Origin of the sequence: Flavihumibacter profundi (genome assembly GCF_020076305.1) — a bacterium.
GTDB classification, from domain to species: Bacteria; Bacteroidota; Bacteroidia; order Chitinophagales; family Chitinophagaceae; genus Flavihumibacter; species Flavihumibacter profundi.
On the sequence record NZ_JAIQXE010000004.1, the window covers coordinates 152,859 to 171,457 of the forward strand.

An 18,599-nucleotide genomic window follows, 5' to 3' on the forward strand; every position below is an offset into this window, starting at 1 on the left:
TATGGTTAGCAATTTTATTTTTTCATCAGTTTTTCAATCTCCTCTGCCGTAATCGGGATTTTTGCCATCAGGTCTTTATTACCGGTTTTTGTGATCCAAACATTATTTTCAATCCTGATGCCCATTTTCTCCGCCTCGATATAGATGCCCGGTTCAACAGTAAAAACCATCCCCGGCAGAATTGGCTCAGTCCTGGTGCCAAGGTCATGCACATCAATACCCAGATGGTGCGAAATGCCATGATAGAGATATTTCCTGTAAGCCCTGTTGTCGGGGTCTTCATTTTTGACATCTTCTTTTTTCAGGAGGCCGATTTTCAGGAATTGACGCGTTGCCTCCTCACCTACTTTATCGGTGTAATCTACAATACTGATACCCGGTTTCAAAATGCCCTTGGCGAAATTATGCATGGCCAGGCAGGCATTGTACACTTCTTTCTGCCGTTTGGAAAATTTACCACTCACAGGAACTGTTCTTGTAAGATCTGCACAATACCCACCATATTCAGCGCCAAAATCCATAAGCACCAATTCACCCTCTTTACATTCCTGGTTATTATTAATATAATGTAGGGTACGAGCGCGGTCGCCGCTGGCAATAATACTGCCATAAGCAGGGCCGGTTGCGCGATTCCGGAGGAACTCATGCCATATCTCTGCTTCAATTTCATATTCCATTACCCCGGGCTTAATAAATCCCAGCAGCCGGCGAAATGTTTTTTCAGTTATATCAATGGCCTGTTGCAGTACACCCACTTCCAGTGCCGATTTTACGGCACGCAACTTTTTCAGTATCGGGGCACTACGTTTATACTGGTGCAATGGAAATTTATTACGCATTTCCCAAGCATACCGGTAATCCCTTACTGCTACCTGGTTTGACTTGCGGTCATTTTCATTAGTATTCAGGTAAATGTTTTCCGCCAGGTGGATCATTGGCTGCAAAAGCCCTTCAAGGCTATCCAGCCAAACGATAGTGGAAATGCCCGATATTGCCGAGGCCTCTTCGCGGCGCAGTCTTCTCCCGTCCCATTTTTCCTTAAGTTCGTTGGGACGAACCAAAACAAGTATTTCGCGGTACCGGGGATCTGGATTAGCAGGGAAAAGAATCAGCATACTGTCTTCCTGTTCAATTCCGGTTAGCCAGTACAGATCTGCATTTTGCTTAAACTTATAAATAGCATCACCATTAGTTGGCAATTCATCATTGCTGTTAAAAATGGCTATGGAATTGGGGGCCATCTCCAGTACAAACTGTTTTCGATGTTCCGTAAAAAGACGTTTATCTAGCGGTAAATATTTCATGCCTCTTCATTTCAGGAGACAAATTAAGGCAATATGCATAACAAAGAGACCAAAACCAGTAATTCGGCTATCCAGGAAAAAGTGGAATTTTTAAAAAATTCAGGAAACAAAAAAATAGGCAGGCTTCAAACTAACGATCGTTAGTTTGAAGCCTGCCAGAAATCCCAAGGTATTCTTTTGATATCATTTAATGATATATACAATATTTTAGAAATAATCTATGGTGTATTATGTACACATTGCTATGACCCATTGAATTCAGCACATAGTTTTGTGGCAACAAACGATTGTTGCAATATGTCAATACCGACAATTTTAATCCCTACTGATCAGTTAGTGTCAATGGGTTTGAAAACTTCTAAAAATGTACATTACCAGTTATCCCCGGAAGAATTAGTGCAGGACACCCTCAGGATGGGTGAAGGCGTTTTAAATGACTCAGGCGCCCTGGTAATACACACTGGTGAATTTACAGGCCGCAGCCCAAAAGACAAATTCCTGGTGAAAGATGAGATTACGAGGGATGCTGTACATTGGAATGAATTCAACCTTCCCCTGGAGGAAAAGTACTTTTTCATCATCAGGAAGAAAATAAACGAATACCTGGCCAAATGCCCCGAGATTTGGGTTCGCGATGCTTATGCATGCGCAAATATGAGATACCGGCATAATATCAGGGTGGTTAATGAAAAACCCTGGCACAACCTGTTTGCTTACAACATGTTTTTACGGCCAACCGAAGATGAGCTGGAAAATTTCCATCCCGATTGGACGATCTTATCAGCCCCCGGACTTTTACTTGACCCGGTTGAAAGCGGCACCAGGCAGCATAATGCCGCGGTAATTTCATTCAAATACAAAACTATACTTATTGCTGGTACCGGCTATACGGGTGAAATCAAAAAAGCCATATTCACCATCCTGAATTTCATTTTACCCAAGCAGCAGAATGTGCTTAGTATGCACTGTGCTGCAAATATGGGCAGCGAAGGTGAGACAGCTTTGTTTTTTGGGTTAAGCGGTACAGGAAAAACAACCCTTAGTGCAGATCCAAAACGGAAACTGATCGGAGATGATGAGCATGGCTGGGCAGATGATAATATTTTCAATTTTGAAGGTGGCTGTTATGCCAAATGCATAAACCTTACTGAAGAAAAAGAACCGGACATTTTCCGAGCCATCAGGCCAGGGTCTTTGGTTGAAAACACTCATTTTTACGAGGGTACAAATACCATCAATTTTGAAAATGGCGGTGTAACCGAAAACACCCGTGCTTCCTACCCTTTATATCATATCAGTAATGCCCAGGAGCCTTCAATAGGCCATATTCCAGAAAATATATTTTTCCTTACCTGCGATGCCTATGGAGTGTTACCCCCAATTTCAAGGCTTAATCCCGCGCAGGCAATGTATCAGTTCATTTCGGGGTATACTGCAAAAGTTGCAGGGACGGAGGCGGGAGTGACAGAGCCCAAATCAACTTTCAGCGCATGTTTTGGTGCGCCATTCCTTCCCTTACATCCGGGCCGGTATGCAGAAATGCTCGGTGAAAAGTTGAGAAAACACCATGTAAAAGTCTGGCTTGTCAATACTGGATGGACAGGCGGCCCTTATGGCATTGGCCATCGTATGAAACTTAGTTTTACCCGTTCAATGATCACAGCCGCGCTGGAGGGTAAACTTGATGGAGTTGCCTTTGAAAAACATCCTGTATTCGGCATGGAATTACCACAAAGTTGCCCTGGTGTTCCAACGTATCTTCTAAATCCCCGGAATACCTGGGCAGAAAAAACAGCTTACGATTTAAATGTGCGGAAACTGGCGAAACAGTTTATTGATAATTTTGAAAAATACGCATCCGGGGTACCAGCATATATTTTGGCAGCAGGTCCTCTGGTTTAGCCTCAAATATTTCGGTCTCAACGTTGCTTGCTGTCCGCCCCGATCCCGGGGCGGATTTTTAGCAATATTTTGCACCAAGGAAAACCGCATAGGTGGTAATTTTGTAATGCATTATTTAATTATGTTGTTATTTTCGTTCCTATTTCTGTTGTTACAAAATTTTCCTTCGTTTACCCACGCTGAAAAAGATAGCATTAACTGGCGTAGCAGGAGGGAACTAAACTGGACTGACTTTAAAGCAACACCTGTTGAATCAGCACCAAATGCCGCACTTACCAGTACATCAATTTTGCTCAATTACACCTATGACAAAAAATCGTTGAGCTTCCAGTTGAAATGTGTTTTCCATCCTGAAAAATCCTGGGTACGTGTTAATACGCCGCAAATTTTAGCACATGAACAGGGCCATTTTGATATCTCACAACTATTTACACGGAAATTGTTTAAATCTTTAAGTGAATATAATTTCAAACCCGGCAGCGTTGACAAAGATGTTAAAACAATCTACCAGCAAGTTGCTACTGAACAATCTGCCTACCAGGAATTGTATGACCAGGAAACGAATTATTCCCGAAACAAAGAGGTACAATTAAGCTGGCAGGAAAAAATTGAAACAGAATTGCGTGCAGCTGAAAAATATGCTACATATCCTGAATAATAATTTCAGGCATATAGCTTTTCCTGAGGGGATTTCCAAAGTGAGGCATAATAAACAGAATATTCCATAAGGTATTCGTGAGTACCTGAATTGAGCAGTTTTCCATTTTTCAAAACATGAATCGTGTCACACCAGCGAATAGTTGAAAGTCGGTGTGCAATAATTATTACTGTCTTTCCTGCGGCCTTCAATTGCCCAATCAATTCCTGGATTTTTTGCTCACTAAAAGGATCCAGATGAGCTGTTGCTTCATCCATAACAAAAACTTCAGGCCTGCGATACAAGGCCCTGGCAATAGCAAGTTTTTGCCGTTGTCCGCCAGAAAGGCTTGCACCATTTTCACCTAGCCTGCAAAAGTACCCGTCAGTTAATTGTTCAATAAATGTTTCTGCACCCACTGCTTTACAAACTTCAATAATCCTTTCCATATCTGGACAAGGATCGCCAATAGCAATGTTTTCCGCAATCGTACCTGAAAAAAGATCAACCTGTTGCGGCACCACCCCAATCTTAGCCCTGAGGCTTTCTCTGCTAAAATGTTGCAGCGGAATTTTTCCAATGGTTATCTGTCCTTCCTTAACCGGATAAAGATGCTGCAAGAGACTAAGAATAGTAGATTTTCCACATCCGCTTTCACCAGCAATAGCCGTCATCTCTCCTTTTTTAAAACATAGTGACAAATTTTCAAACACATTTTTCCTGGTACCATATCTGAAGGATACTGAACTAAAAGTTATGTCTCCCAGGTTTTCGGGCATAAGTTGAATAACAGGGCCAGTATTGCGATTTTCACAGTCAAGATCAATTATCTCAAATAAGCGATCAGCGGCTATCAATGCATCCTGCACACTTTTCCCTGAAATAATAAGTGCGGATGCAGGGCCGGTAAAGTACCCGATCAGTGAATAAAAAGACAATAATTCACCAGGAGTAAGTTCACGCTGCATAACATACCAACCACCTGCCCATAAAACAGAAATTGTCAATAACCTGTTTAAAAACTCTGTTGTTGTCCCGGCATATAAGTTATAGAGACCAGTTTTGTATGAGGAATTCATAAAGCAGAAAAAACTTGACTCTGTTTTATCTACCATATATTGTTCCAATCCCATGCATTTTACAGTGGATGCAGATTGAAGGCTCTCTACCAGGTTTGCCTCCAGGTCAGCCGACTGTTCCATCAGTCTTCTCTGCCATTTCCGATTAATTTCAACCGTCAGGTAATGCAGGAAAAAATATACCGGAAATATGGCAAGAACAATTATGGCAAGTTTCCAGTAATAAAAGCATAACAGAACCACTGAGAATAAAACTATAAGTGCGTGCAACATTATCCCCAGAACAATATCATTTATAAAAAACCTGATCTTGATAGCATCATTCACCCTGCTTATGATTTCACCAACCCGCATGGTGTCAAAAAACATTTGTGGAAGTTTAAAAAGGTGCCGGTAATATCCCGTTATTAAGCGGGCATCTATTAGCTGTCCAGTTTTAAACCCAATGATATTACGAATAACACCGATTATAGTTTGTACAAATAAGATTAATACCATAAATATTCCAAGCAAATGAAGTAATGATGAATTATCCTGTTGAATTACATCATCCATAAGTTTTTGTAAAAAAATCGCTGTTGAGAAACCGAGAATCGTATAAACAACAGCACCCAGGAATGCCATAAACATTTGAACCCGATAGGGTCTTGCTAAAAGTAAAAACCTCGAAAAAGCAGAAGCCGGATGTTGTTCTGCATTAAAATTCACCTTAGGCGAAAACATGATAAGCACGCCTGACCATTTTTTTATAAAATCATCATTGCTTTGTGAATGAAATCTTCCATCTGCAGGATCCATGAAACATATCCTTTTCTTTCCGGCCTTTGTTAGCACGATATAGTGATGCAGTCCGGATGGCAGCACTACATGGGCAATTGCAGGTAAGGGAACCAAGGGCAGGCTATCAGCCTTACCCCTTGCACCCTTAGCCTGCAGGCCACATGCTTCAGCTGCCTGAATGATGCCTAATAAATTTGTGCCCCGCTGGTCTGTTCCTGCTTCCAGCCTGATTTTACTTATTGGCACAGTACTGCCATAATAACCCAGAATAGAAGCCAGGCAGGCGGCACCACAATCTGTTAAGTCCCGTTGCTTAAATGCAGAAACTTTTTTCATGAAATAAATTAAACAGTTACAATTGGTTCCAACCAATTGTGCAGGTTATCAAAAAATAGTTGCCAGATAGTTCTTTTGGTAATAATGAACCTGGCTTGAATGGTCATACCTTTCTTCAGATAAGCTTTATACCCATTTTTCAGGGCGAGTGATTGCTGTTTTATGGAACATCGGACTTTAAAAACGGGGTGATCATTAATATTGGTAAAATCCTGGTCAAGATATAGGATGGCGCCTGATACGGTACCAAATTGTTTATGATCAAAAGCATCTACCCTGAAACTTACAGGCTGCCCTTTTTTAAGAAAACCTATATCTGCCGAACCTACCAGGCATTCGGCTACCAGGGAATCTTCAGGCGATATAGCACACAGGACATCTCCGGATTGCACGAAAGCCTGGGAATATTGTTCCCGGATTCCACTAACAATACCGGAAACCGGAGCTATCAAAAGCATCCGCTTTTTTGCAGTATTCAATTCTATGTTTTTCTGTTCAATTAATTGCAGCTCTTCTACAATTTGCTGGCGATCGCGGTTCCAGGCAGCAAAACGTTCATGCCAGAATGCCTTAAGATTGCTTGCCTTTTGCAGGTAAGTAGTTTCCTGCATTGAAAACTCTGCCGGAGCAATTACCTTTTCCGATACAAGTTTCCTTGCTACTTCATATTCCCGGGAAGCCTGCTCATAAAGGATATTTTTTTCCTCAAGAAGTTGAATAAACTGCGACAATTGCTCCTGGTAAACCGCCGTTTTCAGGTTAAGTGATTCCCCTGCAATTGGTATTTTCAACTTTAATAGTAAGTCAAGGTCTGCCAGCAGGGCCAGATTTAAATTTTTCTCTGCAAGGATGCTGGCAGCAATTTCATGGTTACCTTCATCTTTTAATATGGCAATATAATCGCCTTTCTTCACCATTTGGCCTTCTGTTACAAGTATTGAATCCAGCAAACCACTAATGGCAGTTTTGACTGCGGTCCTTTCTTTTGCAGGCCTTATGATTCCCCCGGACTTCACAGCCACATCAAGTTTTACCCACCAGGTTGTGGCCAGCATTGCGAAAATCAAAATTATTAAACTCAGGTAAAGTTGCCGGATCGCACGGGGAAGTTTGCCAGATAAAACTTGTTGTTGAAGGAAAATCGGGTCTTCATTCTCCAACATAATAAATTATAGATTTAGGATTAATATTAAACAATTCAAATAAGTTTGGATACCTGCTACAACCCAGAATGCTTTATGAAGTGAATCGTTGTTATACCCTTTTGTATTGAAAACCAACGTTAACAGAAGGCCAACAATTGAGGCTCCAGGCATATAGCGTGGATTAATTTTTATACTACAACAATTACAACGGAAGCCAGCAAAGCAGACCACCCGGTGCTATTTATTTTTAAAAGCAAATGAAGCAGCAGGAACTGAAAAAAGGATTTTAAATGTTTGTCCCAATAGCGCTACAGGAAACTAATCAATCATTAGTTCACTATATTATTCAGTCCCTTTTAAAATTTAAAAAACAGTAAGGATAGAGACCGCCGACCCAAATACTAACACAAAAACATACAGTAGCACTGTTTTTTTGTTTTATTAATATCAAATTCCTGGCACAGGCAATCCTACTTCATCAGTTCTTCAAATAACTGCTTCATTTTGGGGTGCTATTTACTTTTTCAGGTTAGCTGGTAATGAGGCCTGATATTCCATAGATGTTGTACAAAATTCATAAATAGACTTTGCTGTTGCCCCAACAAAAAAGGCGAATTGATCCAACAGGCTTCCATCCCCTGTACCACCACCACTAATATTTTCCAATTCTTCCATAGAAAGCATCTGCATGTTTGAATTAATATTCATAAAATAAATTTGAGGTGAATAATTATTTTTCAATATCACAGCCATTTACATGGCCTTTTAAATTTCATTGTAATGGTCAATTGCGAAATCATTATTTCTCATCCAGGTAAAACCTGAAGGTATTGGTAATGCTTAACCGCTATTGATCAATTCCATATCACTTGATTACAGTTTAATGAATCCCTGCACACTCATTTCAAAATTTTTCATACTGTGTAGATTTAATTTTTAATGTATTTGTCTTTTCCCAATGGCCATTAGGGGGCATATAATACAAAACTCCCTTTATGCATGCTTTTTAAAAATCATATCGCTAAGCTAAAAACTTAAAATCAGGTATGGTAGCGTGTTTTAACGGTTTCTACAGCATAAAAAAAGCCGCTCAAAGAGCGGCCATTTTTGTATTTCAGAAACGACTATTTTAAAAAATCAGAAGAGCCCATATAATTGTGCATCAACTTTCCTGATGATGTCACCAAGGTCTTCTTCCTTTTCAGCAAACTTATTCTTATCAACATTAATTACCAGGAGCGGGCCTTCCTTATATGTATCAATCCATTTATTATAAAAGTCGTTTAGTCTTTTCAGGTAGTCGAGTCGGATATTCTCTTCGTATTCCCTGCCTCTTTTCTGGATTTGCCCCACTAATGTTGGCACAGAAGCCTGTAAGTAAATAAGAAGGTCGGGCGGCTGCACCATCGATCTAAGTGTTTGGAAGAAGAGAAAATAATTATCGAAATCGCGTTTGCTCATCAACTGCATTTCATGCAGGTTAGGTGCGAAAATATGCGCGTCTTCATAAATTGTACGGTCCTGGATAACAGTTTCGGTTCCACGGTGTATATCCAGTATTTGATTTAGCCTGTTATTCAGAAAATAGATCTGCAGGTTAAAACTCCACCTGGGCATGTCTTCGTAAAAATCGTTCAGGTAGGGATTGTGATCAACATCTTCAAATTGCGGAATCCACTTATAGTGTTTACTCAGCATTTCTGTTAACGTAGTCTTTCCTGCGCCGATATTTCCGGCAACAGCAATATGCTTTGGTTTTTTTCCTTTGGCCATAATAGGTGCCTGCGAATACACAGGATGTTCAATATAGGAAATTAATAGTATTTCAACCCCATCACTTCTCTCACTTTTTCCATTGTTTCAGCTGCGCTTTTCCTTGCCTTTTCTGCGCCTAATTCCATAACACGACGAAGATAGACTTCATCATTTCTAATTGCTTCAGTTTTTTCGCGAATGGGGGCCACAAAATTCACCATATCTTCTGCAAGCTGCTTTTTCATATCACCATAACGGATCACAGCCTGGTTATAATCATTTTCATACCTGGCTATCACCTCTGGTGCACTTACCAGCTTCATGAGGCCAAAAATGTTCGCAATATAATCGGGCATTGGCGTATTTGGGGTAGTTGGACCCGCGTCGGTCTTTGCCTTCATTACCTTTTTCCGGATTGTTTCATCGTCATCCGCCAGGAAAATAGTTGCATTCTGGTTTTCGCTTTTACTCATTTTTCCTGATCCATCCAATCCTGGTACTTTAACCAGATCCTCACCAAAATTAAACGCATATGGTTCAGGAAATACTTCCCCGTAGCGATGGTTGAAGCGATTAGCAAAATTTCGGCTCATTTCGAGGTGTTGCTCCTGATCTTTCCCTACGGGAACATAGCTTGCGCGCTGCAACAATATATCTGCAGCCATCAGTACTGGATAAGTTAGTAGTCCGGCGTTAACGTTTTCCGGATGTTGCCGTACTTTATCTTTAAACGTGGTGGTTTTTTCCAATTCACCTTTATATGCCAGCATGTTGAGATACAGATACAGTTCAGCCGTTTCAAAAACATGGCTTTGGCAATAAAGTGCCACTTTTTCCGGGTCCAGCCCGCAGGCGATATTTTCAGCCAAAACCCTATGGACATTCGGTTTCAGCTCCTTTGTGTCCGGATGGGTGGTAAGGGTATGTATATCGGCCACCATAAAAAAACAGTCATATTCCTCCTGCATACGCACGTAATTGCGTATTGCCCCGAAATAATTGCCCAGGTGCAAAAAACCAGTACTCCTGATTCCGCTCATTACTCGTCCTTTTTTTCTATTTTCCATAGCGTGGCGAAGATAAGAAGCTTATTTTTGTTGATAGCATATGGAACTGACCAAAGAAATAATTGACCAACTGGCTAATTTGGCCCGTCTCGAGTTTAAAGAAGCTGATACTATCCAGATTAAGGATGACCTGGCAAAAATGATCTCATTCGTTGAGAAATTACAGGAAATTGACACTGAAGGTGTTGAGCCCATGTTACACATGACCGACCAAATGGATGTTGTCAGAAACGATGAGTTGAAAGGTTCCATGGACAGGGTTGATGCAATTGCCCTTGCACCTGATGCCGATTCGCAATATTTCTTCGTCCCAAAAGTGATTAAAAAATAATATGACACAACCGATTATTTACCTGGATTCAATTGAAAAGAGTTACTACATGGGAAAGCAGGCTATACCTGTTTTAAAAGGTATTACCCTGGATATTTTCAAGAATGAATATGTAGCACTAATGGGGCCGTCAGGTTCAGGAAAAAGCACCCTGATGAATATTCTCGGCTGCCTTGATTCACCAACATCCGGCAAATACATACTTAATGGCCAGGACGTAAGTACTATGGAAGACGATGAACTAGCCACAGTACGGAATAAGGAAATCGGTTTTGTATTTCAACAATTCAACCTGCTACCCAGGCTATCAGCTGCAGAAAATGTTGCACTTCCCCTTGTTTACGCCGGGGTTACCAAAAAGATACGCCGTGAAATGGCACTGGCAGTGCTGGATAAAGTTGGATTGGCAGACAGAAGCCATCACAGGCCGAATGAGTTAAGTGGAGGACAATGCCAGCGTGTAGCTATTGCGCGTGCCTTGGTGAATAATCCTTCAATTATCCTGGCAGATGAACCAACCGGCAACCTCGACTCTAAAACCTCAACAGAAATCATGGATATTTTTGGAAAGATCCAGTCATCCGGAAATACTGTAGTACTGGTAACCCATGAAGAGGATATTGCCAACCATGCGCACCGGATTGTCCGTTTACGTGATGGATTGATAGAAACCGATAAACGAAATGCGCATCCTTCGCTTATCCTGGCTCACTAGGAAAAGTATTTCACAACATTCCCGGATTTATTTTGTTGCAATTCGAACTATTGGCACCATGGCGCTTAAGATATATACCAAAACCGGAGATACCGGTAGCACTTGTTTAATTGGAGGCACAAAAGTTCCCAAAAGCCATATCCGTATTGAAACATATGGAACAGTTGATGAATTGAATTCTTATATCGGTTTTTGCTGTGATCAGTTAAGCGACGGGAAGTCAAAAAATATCCTGAAAGAAATTCAAGACCGTCTCTTCACTATCGGCTCTTCGCTGGCTTGTGATCCTGACCGGGAACCACTGATGAAAATTCCCGACCTGATAGAACCCGACGTGGATTTGCTGGAAAACGAAATGGACCAGATGAATGAATCGCTTCCCCGGATGAAAAACTTTATCCTTCCCGGCGGTCATCCCTCCGTATCTGCCCTGCATATTGCACGCTGCGTATGCCGTCGTGCAGAAAGGCTTTGTGTGCATATGCAGCAGGAAAATGTATTTGTTGCCCCTTTGGTGATCAAATACCTGAACAGGTTGAGCGACTACCTGTTTGTATTATCGCGGTATACAGGTCATTTGCTGGGCGTAAAAGAAATCTCCTGGAAGCCAAGGGTCAGCTAAGCCCCTCAGATCATTTTTCCATCTTTCATATGCAAGATGCGGTCGCTCATTTGGGCAAGTTCTTCATTATGCGTCACAATGAGGAAGGTTTGTTTAAACTCATTCCTCAACTGGAAAAAAAGTTCATGCATTTCACGAGCGGTTATTGAATCGAGATTGCCGGTCGGCTCATCAGCAAAAACAATCCTTGGCTCATTGATCAGTGCACGGGCAACAGCAACTCTTTGCTGCTCGCCCCCCGATAAAGCCTGTGGTTTATTCTCCATTCTTTGTTCCAGTCCGAGGTGCTGTAACAATTTACGAGCCCTTTCTTCCACGCCCCCCCTGGACTTGCCAGCAATCCATCCTGGAATACAAACATTTTCCAGGGCTGTGAATTCTGGCAGCAGGTGGTGAAACTGGAAAACAAAACCAATATACTGGTTTCGGAAAGCCGCCAACTGGCGGTCGCTTAATCCGGTTATGGCAGTATTATTCAGGGATATTTGCCCCTGGTCGGGTTTGTCAAGGGTGCCCAAAATATGAAGTAATGTGCTTTTGCCGGCTCCAGATGAACCCACAATACTAACAATTTCACCCGCCTGGATATCGATATCCACGCCTTTCAGCACCTTTACGGTACCATACTGTTTATAAATGTTTCTGGCCTGAAGCATTAAATAATTGTGTTAAATCAGGTAATAAACCGCATACGAAGCAGCAATATTAAGCGTTGTAAGCGAAAGGATTTGGAAATTTCGTATTAACACATACATTTGCCGGAAATTTAAAACCTGTACTGATGTTCTGGACTCTTGAATTGGCATCCTACCTGGAAGACGCACCATGGCCTGCGACAAAGGACGAACTGATCGACTACGCAATCCGTAGCGGTGCTCCTATAGAAGTGGTTGAAAACCTGCAGGAGCTTGAAGATGAGGGCGAAATTTATGAAGGAATTGATGATATCTGGCCCGATTACCCATCCCAGGAAGACTTTTTCTTTAATGAGGATGAGTATTAGAGGGTAAACAGTTAGCTGTAAGCTGTAAACGGTTTGACACCGTGACTGCTATCAACCCAATCATGTTGAAATACTTTTATTTTAAAAAGCTACTGATAACCAGTAGCTTTTTTGATAGCACCACTGCTGAATGCTTATAGCCAGGGCAACCTCTCTTCAATCTACCCCCAGCTTCGACATCACCTCCATACTCACGCCTGTTGTAGAATATCCGCCATCATGGTAGAGATTTTGCATGGTGACCATCCTGGTAAGGTCTGAAAATAGTGTTATACAGTAATTCGCACAATCTTCTGCCGTTGCATTACCCAATGGGGCAATGGCATTGGCATAATCATAGAAATCCCCAAAGCCTTTGATGCCTGTACCAGCAGTTGTTTTTGTAGGAGATTGGGAAATCGTGTTCACCCGGACTTTCTTGGCTAATCCATAATGATAACCAAAACTGCGTGCTATTGATTCCAGCATAGCTTTGATATCTGCCATATCAGTATAAAATGGATAAACCCTTTGCGCAGCCATATAGGTAAGGGCAACGATACTTCCCCATTCATTAATGGCATCAAGCCTTTTTGCCACACTCATCATTTTATGGAAAGACAGTGCAGACACATCAATACCTTTCTGGAAATAATCATAATTCGATTCAGTGTACGGGATATTTTTCCGGATATTAACACTCATACCTATAGAGTGTAATACAAAATCAATTTTACCACCCAATACTTCCTGGGATTTGGAAAAGAGGTTTTCCAGTTCATCAATACTGGTAGCATCTGCCCCAATTATCTCCGACCCGGTTTTCTCTGCCAGCTTTTTAATTTCACCCATACGCATCGCTATTGGTGCGTTGGTCAACACAAAAGTGGCACCTTCTTCATGGGCTTTTTCAGCAACTTTCCAGGCAATTGAATGTTCATCCAGCGCTCCTGTAATGATTCCACGTTTACCTTTCAATAGATTATACGCCATAATGAATAAATTAATTCTTTGGAAATATTAAGCCCCAAATCTACAATCTTCAGCCTAATATTTAAGGTGTTACTTAGTTTAGTTCATCACCATTTCCCGGGCATTCTCAAGGGCAGCCGGTGTTGGCTTTTCACCACTCAGCATTTGTGCAATAGCCACTATTCGTTCTTCCTGGTCAAGCACCCGGATATTAGTGGAAATGGATTTTCCCCGGGCTTCTTTATAAACAAAAAGGTGAAGATCTGCCTTTCCGGCAATCTGTGGTTGGTGTGTAATACAAATCACCTGCCTTGCTGCAGCAAGTTCTTTCATTATGAGCCCAACCTGGCGGCTGGCCTCACCCGAAATTCCAGAATCGATTTCGTCAAATATCAGGGTCGGTAAATCCATTTTACCAGCTACCAAAGATTTAATGCACAACATAAGGCGACTCAACTCCCCCCCACTGGCCACTTTGCGTATTGGCGCATATTGATTGCTTTTATTAGCATCAAAAAGAAAATCAATTGCGTCAGCCCCATTAATACCCGGAACTGCATCTTCAATCTGAACTTTAAGCCTGGCATTGGGCATGCCGACTCTTGCCAGTAAGATATTGACTTGTTTTTCAAATGGAGCCAATTGTTTCTTCCTTGCAGCGCTAAGCATTTGAGAAAGTTCAAGCACAATTTTCGAGGCGGCTGCTGTTTCTTTTTCAAGGCGGGCTATCGTTTCATCAAGTTGCTCTACCGCTTCCAGTTTACCTGACAAATCTTCCATGATCTGCAGCAACTGCTGCGTAGTTTGCACATTGTGCTTTTTCAATAATTTGTACCCTGTATTTAGCCTTTCGTTCAATTGCTCGATGCGGCCTGTATCATGCCCGATCTGGTCGCCTAATGCCGATGCTTCACCGGCAATATCATTTAATTCAACATATGCAGCCTGCATCCGATCGCGGATCTCTGCCACTTTTGTGTGTTGCTGGCTATATTGCTGTAATTGGTGGATCAATTGCCTGATAACCTGTAAAACCGGAACTTCCTGACCTTTCAACTGTTCAAAAACGTTGGCAAGTGCTGCTTTAATACCCTCGGCATTCGACAGGAGTTTCAATTCTGCATCAATATCTTCAAGCTCATTGCTTTTAAGTGCAGCTTCATCCAGCTCATTGAACAGGAACTGGTGATAATCAAACTCGCGATTTTCCTGATTTTTTCGATCAATTAATATCGTTAGTTGCTTTTGCAATTCCTGCCAATTGCGGAAGGCCTTGCGGTATTTAATGAGTGCACTATCATTACCAGCCATTGCGTCTATGACTGAAAGCTGGAAACCGGTTTCACCAAGTGAAAGTGTATCAAACTGCCGGTGAAGGTCAACCAGCTGCTGGGATAATTGCTGCAACTGGTTAAGGGTTACCGGCGTATCATTTACGAAAGCCCTTGACTTTCCAGTCACGCTGATTTCCCGCCTGATTAATAGTTCATCGCTCACCTCAAGGTCGTTCTCGGTTAAAAACCGAACCACCGAAGATTTGTTGTTGGTCTGGAAAAGGCCTTCAACAAAGCATTTTTTTTCTTTATTCAGCACTACATTGATATCGGCCCTGTCGCCTAAAATCAGCGAAAGTGCGCCCATAAGTATGGACTTTCCCGCACCCGTTTCTCCGGTTATAATATTAAGGGAACCGTCAAACCGGATAACCAGTTCATCGATGATAGCGTAATTTTGTATATGCAGTTCCTTCAACATGGTTATAAATGATGAGGCAATTTATGCAATTGAAAAGGAACTGCTGACAAGGTGGATAAAATCCGTGTAAAAACGTGGCGGGAAAAAGCCGATACTATTAAACCCGCTTACAACTTCCCGCTCTCTAAAAACTCCCTTCTAACCATTTTCGCCGTCTTATGGCCGCCTGTATGGCTCCAGCCCGGTGGCATTAAAATATACAGCAATTTATTCTTTAGCCCAGGTGCCCGGGCAATATCCTTTACCAGCGCAACAAATTCACCAAAATAGACATCCCCGAAATTCTGTGGATTCATTTCCCTCGTAATACCGTATTCAGGAGGAAGTTCCCTTCGTTCGTGCTGAAGGGTTCCCAACACCTTGTCCCAAATGTTAAGAAGGTTACAGAAATTGGTATCCATATACAACGGATTACGGGCATGGTGAACACGGTGGTGCGAAGGAGTAAGTATAATTTTTTCCAGGAAACCCAGTCGACCGTCTTTTAAAATATTTTCCCCAACATGTATGAACGCACCCCAGGTACCATCAATGAACATGATAAAAAATAAGAGGGGCGGGTTCACGCCTAACAGCAAACAAATAGTGGTCCGGATCAGGTCTGCATATGCCCCTTCAAGAAAAAAATGTGCGAATGTTACAGAGAGATTCATCGTTTCAGGTGCATGGTGCGTGGAATGAATGCACCAGAACAACCGGACTTTATGCCCAAGAAAATGGTAAATAAAGTGCGAGAATTCCCAAACAACATAGCCATAAATAAACCAATACCAGGTAAAGCTTGTATTAATTAGTCCGTGTTTCTCAAAAAGGCCAATGCAGAAACCAACAACACCAATGGAAACAAACCTGGAAACAAACCGATTGAATATGTAAATTAAAAATGGAACTTTGTAATCTTCAATTTTGAATCTCTTATACAATAACGCGCGCGTAATTTCAATTAAAAGAATCAACGGAATTAATGGACCGATTGCATCAAGAATGCCATCAAAAGTATACAGGCTACTATAATCACCGGATTTAAACATCTCTACCCAATGATCAATACCCAGGAAAGCGGTCAATTCTTCGAATATAATATCAAGTACGTTCATAAAACTGTTATGGGAATGACTTAAAACAACAATATAAAAACTTTTTCAGATGCTACGCAGATAGTCGGCCCAATCATTCAACTAAAATAAAAAAGCTACCGTTTAACGGTAGCTACTTCTATAAATTTCGGGGGCTCTCCAATTTGTTATTGAATATTCACTATTTCACTTCCACGCCATCATTCAATTCATTATCCACCAGGATACGACCGCAGTTTTCACAAACAATGATCTTTTTGCGCTGTTTGATTTCGCTTTGGCGTTGCGGGGGAATTGCATTAAAACATCCGCCACAGGCATCACGAACTACCGGAACAACAGACAAGCCATTGCGGTAATTGGTGCGGATGCGGTCATAAGAATGCAATAACCTGGGATCAACTTTCTCGCGTGCCTCGGCAGCCAGCTTATTGAAATGCTTTTCTTCGGCCTCAGTAGTGGCGATAATTTTCTCCAGTTCTTCTTTCTTGTGTTTCAAAACGCCATCTTTGGTAGCGATGGTCTTTTTAGCTTTTTCAAGCCCAACGACTTTGTCCTGGATTTCCTCCAGGGCGTCTTTAATATGCTTTTCAGCCAGCTTAACTTCAAGCTGCTGCATTTCAATTTCTTTGGTAATGGCTTCAAATTCACGGCTGTTCTTCACATTCGTGCTTTGCTTCTCATATTTCTTGATCAGGGCTTCTGCTTCTTTAATAGCTTCCTTCTTCTGGTTGATAAACTCATTAATACCATTGATTTCTTCTTCAATGCGCGTCTGACGGGCATTCAAACCAAGGATCTCATCTTCAAGGTCACTTACTTCGATCGGCAATTCTCCTTTCAAAATCTGGAATTCATCGATCTTGGATTCGATCTTTTGTAGTGTTACCAGTGAAACCAGTTTTTCTTCAACCGAAAAGTCTTTAACAGTTGCCATATTTGTTTTTGAAATTAGATATAATAATTCACCGGGTTCGTCAACACCCCCGTTTTGAAGACGGCAAAGGTAGGAAATTTTTTCGCCAAAATATCATATAGCAGGTCTACTGTAAATTGCTCACTTTCAAAATGGCCAACATCTGCAATTAACAGGCTGCCATTGGCGTCGAAATATTCATGGTACTTCATGTCGGCAGTAATATATGCATCAACCTTCAACTGTAAAGCCCTGGAAACCATAAAACTACCTGCGCCGCCACAAAGCGCAACCTTTTTTACAGGCCTGCCCAATAAAGGGCTATGCTTTACTACGGGAACTTTAAAAATTGATTTCAGCAGTTCCAGGAAGTCATTTTCGGCCATTTCTTCGGGCAGGTTGCCACAAATACCTGATCCAACCCGAGGGTGTTCATTGGTCAGCTGTACCAGGTCGAAGGCCACTTCTTCATAGGGGTGGCTTTGTTTGAGTGCCCGAACCAGGGCAGTCTCAAGGTAGGCAGGGTAAATGAGTTCCAGACGTATTTCGGATGCATTATGCCGTACACCATAGGTGCCGGAAAATGGCATCGTGCCTTCCCCGGGTTTGAAAGTGCCCCTGCCCTGCGCTTCAAAACTGCATTCACTATACTGTCCAATCTGACCACCACCTGCAGCAAACAAAGCATCCCGGACCGCATCAAGATGGCCATCGGGCACAAAACAGTACATTTTTTTTAGCATGCCGGCTTTGGGCAATAGTACTGCCTGATTTACCAGGCCGAGCAGGCTTGCAATTTTCCCATTTACACCTTCCATTACATTATCGAGGTTGGTATGGATGGCAAAAATGGCCACATTATTCTTAATGGCCCTGATGAGGGTTTTTTCCACATAGTTTTTACCCGTGATCTTTTTTAATCCGGAAAAAACAATAGGATGATGGGCTACCACCAGGTTACACCCCTTCATGACGGCTTCTTCAATTACCGCTTCTGTTGCATCGAGGGCAACGACAACGCCGGAGCACTGCCATATGGCTTCTCCACATAATAATCCCGCATTATCATAGGATTCCTGGTAACTGCCCGGAGCAAAGCGTTCTAATTCCTGTATGATCTGGCTGATTTGCATGATATAAAGATAATTTGTCCCGGCCCAATTATTAATAACTTTAATACCTCTCAATACAGCAGGCATTCCATCCAGATAAAATAGAAAAAACC

At 41.8% G+C, this 18,599-nt stretch carries 18 protein-coding genes; 6 read left to right on the plus strand and 12 right to left on the minus strand.

The window, feature by feature from the left end:
- Positions 1–14 precede the first annotated feature (14 nt).
- Positions 15–1,304 carry an aminopeptidase P family protein gene (locus tag LAQ65_RS19060; protein ID WP_224118605.1) on the minus strand — a complete coding sequence of 430 codons (1,290 nt, stop codon included), beginning with the start codon at positions 1,302–1,304 and terminating at the stop codon, positions 15–17.
- A 297-nt stretch (positions 1,305–1,601) separates the two neighbouring features.
- Here LAQ65_RS19060 and pckA point away from each other — a divergent pair, with 297 nt between their 5' ends.
- Positions 1,602–3,206 (plus strand): phosphoenolpyruvate carboxykinase (ATP), encoded by a 1,605-nt coding sequence (pckA, locus tag LAQ65_RS19065; RefSeq protein ID WP_224118606.1) that lies wholly within the window; start codon positions 1,602–1,604, stop codon positions 3,204–3,206.
- Between the two features lie 121 nt (positions 3,207–3,327).
- Positions 3,328–3,864 (plus strand): DUF922 domain-containing protein, encoded by a 537-nt coding sequence (locus LAQ65_RS19070; RefSeq protein ID WP_224118607.1) that lies wholly within the window; start codon positions 3,328–3,330, stop codon positions 3,862–3,864.
- A 5-nt stretch (positions 3,865–3,869) separates the two neighbouring features.
- On the opposite strand, the gene LAQ65_RS19075 is transcribed toward LAQ65_RS19070, so the two are convergent.
- From LAQ65_RS19075 to trpS, 5 genes are all read right to left on the minus strand, one after another.
- Entirely contained in the window at positions 3,870–6,038 is a 2,169-nt protein-coding gene (locus LAQ65_RS19075) for a peptidase domain-containing ABC transporter (RefSeq protein ID WP_224118608.1), read from the minus strand.
- Positions 6,039–6,046: 8 nt separating this feature from the next.
- Complete coding sequence (locus LAQ65_RS19080; RefSeq protein WP_224118609.1) at positions 6,047–7,201, minus strand: HlyD family secretion protein; 1,155 nt, start codon at positions 7,199–7,201, stop codon at positions 6,047–6,049.
- 498 nt (positions 7,202–7,699) lie between these two features.
- Positions 7,700–7,891, minus strand: a complete 192-nt coding sequence (locus tag LAQ65_RS19085) for a hypothetical protein (protein WP_224118610.1) — start codon at positions 7,889–7,891, stop codon at positions 7,700–7,702.
- Positions 7,892–8,320: 429 nt separating this feature from the next.
- Positions 8,321–8,956 (minus strand): deoxynucleoside kinase, encoded by a 636-nt coding sequence (locus LAQ65_RS19090; RefSeq protein WP_224118611.1) that lies wholly within the window; start codon positions 8,954–8,956, stop codon positions 8,321–8,323.
- Between the two features lie 41 nt (positions 8,957–8,997).
- Positions 8,998–10,005, minus strand: a complete 1,008-nt coding sequence (gene trpS, locus LAQ65_RS19095) for a tryptophan--tRNA ligase (protein ID WP_224118612.1) — start codon at positions 10,003–10,005, stop codon at positions 8,998–9,000.
- A 40-nt stretch (positions 10,006–10,045) separates the two neighbouring features.
- Here trpS and gatC point away from each other — a divergent pair, with 40 nt between their 5' ends.
- From gatC to LAQ65_RS19110, 3 genes are read left to right on the plus strand one after another with little or no spacing between them, the layout of a single operon-like run.
- On the plus strand, positions 10,046–10,336 hold the full coding sequence (gene gatC / locus LAQ65_RS19100; RefSeq protein ID WP_224118613.1) for an Asp-tRNA(Asn)/Glu-tRNA(Gln) amidotransferase subunit GatC: 291 nt from the start codon (positions 10,046–10,048) through the stop codon (positions 10,334–10,336).
- Position 10,337: 1 nt separating this feature from the next.
- The gene (locus LAQ65_RS19105; RefSeq protein WP_262901523.1) at positions 10,338–11,051 is read left to right on the plus strand and encodes an ABC transporter ATP-binding protein; all 714 of its coding nucleotides are present in this window, start codon (positions 10,338–10,340) and stop codon (positions 11,049–11,051) included.
- Between the two features lie 58 nt (positions 11,052–11,109).
- Positions 11,110–11,673: a cob(I)yrinic acid a,c-diamide adenosyltransferase gene (locus tag LAQ65_RS19110; protein WP_224118614.1), complete on the plus strand. Its 564-nt coding sequence runs from the start codon at positions 11,110–11,112 to the stop codon at positions 11,671–11,673.
- A 5-nt stretch (positions 11,674–11,678) separates the two neighbouring features.
- Here the strand turns inward: LAQ65_RS19110 and LAQ65_RS19115 are convergent, their stop codons facing one another.
- Positions 11,679–12,329 (minus strand): ABC transporter ATP-binding protein, encoded by a 651-nt coding sequence (locus LAQ65_RS19115; RefSeq protein WP_224118615.1) that lies wholly within the window; start codon positions 12,327–12,329, stop codon positions 11,679–11,681.
- A 125-nt stretch (positions 12,330–12,454) separates the two neighbouring features.
- On the opposite strand from LAQ65_RS19115, the gene LAQ65_RS19120 reads away from it, so the two are divergent.
- Positions 12,455–12,676 carry a DUF2795 domain-containing protein gene (locus tag LAQ65_RS19120; protein WP_039131553.1) on the plus strand — a complete coding sequence of 74 codons (222 nt, stop codon included), beginning with the start codon at positions 12,455–12,457 and terminating at the stop codon, positions 12,674–12,676.
- 156 nt (positions 12,677–12,832) lie between these two features.
- Here LAQ65_RS19120 and LAQ65_RS19125 read toward each other — a convergent pair whose 3' ends face one another.
- The 5 genes from LAQ65_RS19125 to LAQ65_RS19145 all read right to left on the minus strand — a co-directional run bounded on the left by LAQ65_RS19125 (position 12,833) and on the right by LAQ65_RS19145 (position 18,573).
- Positions 12,833–13,648 (minus strand): enoyl-ACP reductase FabI, encoded by an 816-nt coding sequence (locus tag LAQ65_RS19125; protein WP_224118616.1) that lies wholly within the window; start codon positions 13,646–13,648, stop codon positions 12,833–12,835.
- Between the two features lie 78 nt (positions 13,649–13,726).
- A complete protein-coding gene (gene recN / locus LAQ65_RS19130; protein WP_224118617.1) occupies positions 13,727–15,382 on the minus strand; it encodes a DNA repair protein RecN in 1,656 nt (551 codons plus the stop codon).
- 107 nt (positions 15,383–15,489) lie between these two features.
- Positions 15,490–16,479, minus strand: a complete 990-nt coding sequence (locus tag LAQ65_RS19135; RefSeq protein WP_224118618.1) for a sterol desaturase family protein — start codon at positions 16,477–16,479, stop codon at positions 15,490–15,492.
- 160 nt (positions 16,480–16,639) lie between these two features.
- On the minus strand, positions 16,640–17,395 hold the full coding sequence (locus LAQ65_RS19140; RefSeq protein WP_224118619.1) for a zinc ribbon domain-containing protein: 756 nt from the start codon (positions 17,393–17,395) through the stop codon (positions 16,640–16,642).
- 14 nt (positions 17,396–17,409) lie between these two features.
- On the minus strand, positions 17,410–18,573 hold the full coding sequence (locus tag LAQ65_RS19145) for a Nif3-like dinuclear metal center hexameric protein (RefSeq protein WP_224118620.1): 1,164 nt from the start codon (positions 18,571–18,573) through the stop codon (positions 17,410–17,412).
- Positions 18,574–18,599: the final 26 nt, after the last annotated feature.

Coding starts and splice junctions, on each gene's coding strand:
- gatC (WP_224118613.1), top strand. CDS start 10,046: ATGGAACTGACCAAAGAAATAATTGACCAACTGGCTAATTTGGCCCGT.
- recN (WP_224118617.1), bottom strand. CDS start 15,382: ATGTTGAAGGAACTGCATATACAAAATTACGCTATCATCGATGAACTG.
- LAQ65_RS19135 (WP_224118618.1), bottom strand. CDS start 16,479: ATGAACGTACTTGATATTATATTCGAAGAATTGACCGCTTTCCTGGGT.
- LAQ65_RS19115 (WP_224118615.1), bottom strand. CDS start 12,329: ATGCTTCAGGCCAGAAACATTTATAAACAGTATGGTACCGTAAAGGTG.
- trpS (WP_224118612.1), bottom strand. CDS start 10,005: ATGGAAAATAGAAAAAAAGGACGAGTAATGAGCGGAATCAGGAGTACT.
- LAQ65_RS19075 (WP_224118608.1), bottom strand. CDS start 6,038: ATGAAAAAAGTTTCTGCATTTAAGCAACGGGACTTAACAGATTGTGGT.
- LAQ65_RS19105 (WP_262901523.1), top strand. CDS start 10,338: ATGACACAACCGATTATTTACCTGGATTCAATTGAAAAGAGTTACTAC.
- LAQ65_RS19080 (WP_224118609.1), bottom strand. CDS start 7,201: ATGTTGGAGAATGAAGACCCGATTTTCCTTCAACAACAAGTTTTATCT.
- LAQ65_RS19070 (WP_224118607.1), top strand. CDS start 3,328: ATGTTGTTATTTTCGTTCCTATTTCTGTTGTTACAAAATTTTCCTTCG.
- LAQ65_RS19145 (WP_224118620.1), bottom strand. CDS start 18,573: ATGCCTGCTGTATTGAGAGGTATTAAAGTTATTAATAATTGGGCCGGG.
- LAQ65_RS19125 (WP_224118616.1), bottom strand. CDS start 13,648: ATGGCGTATAATCTATTGAAAGGTAAACGTGGAATCATTACAGGAGCG.
- LAQ65_RS19085 (WP_224118610.1), bottom strand. CDS start 7,891: ATGAATATTAATTCAAACATGCAGATGCTTTCTATGGAAGAATTGGAA.
- LAQ65_RS19120 (WP_039131553.1), top strand. CDS start 12,455: ATGTTCTGGACTCTTGAATTGGCATCCTACCTGGAAGACGCACCATGG.
- LAQ65_RS19140 (WP_224118619.1), bottom strand. CDS start 17,395: ATGGCAACTGTTAAAGACTTTTCGGTTGAAGAAAAACTGGTTTCACTG.
- LAQ65_RS19090 (WP_224118611.1), bottom strand. CDS start 8,956: ATGGCCAAAGGAAAAAAACCAAAGCATATTGCTGTTGCCGGAAATATC.
- pckA (WP_224118606.1), top strand. CDS start 1,602: ATGTCAATACCGACAATTTTAATCCCTACTGATCAGTTAGTGTCAATG.
- LAQ65_RS19060 (WP_224118605.1), bottom strand. CDS start 1,304: ATGAAATATTTACCGCTAGATAAACGTCTTTTTACGGAACATCGAAAA.
- LAQ65_RS19110 (WP_224118614.1), top strand. CDS start 11,110: ATGGCGCTTAAGATATATACCAAAACCGGAGATACCGGTAGCACTTGT.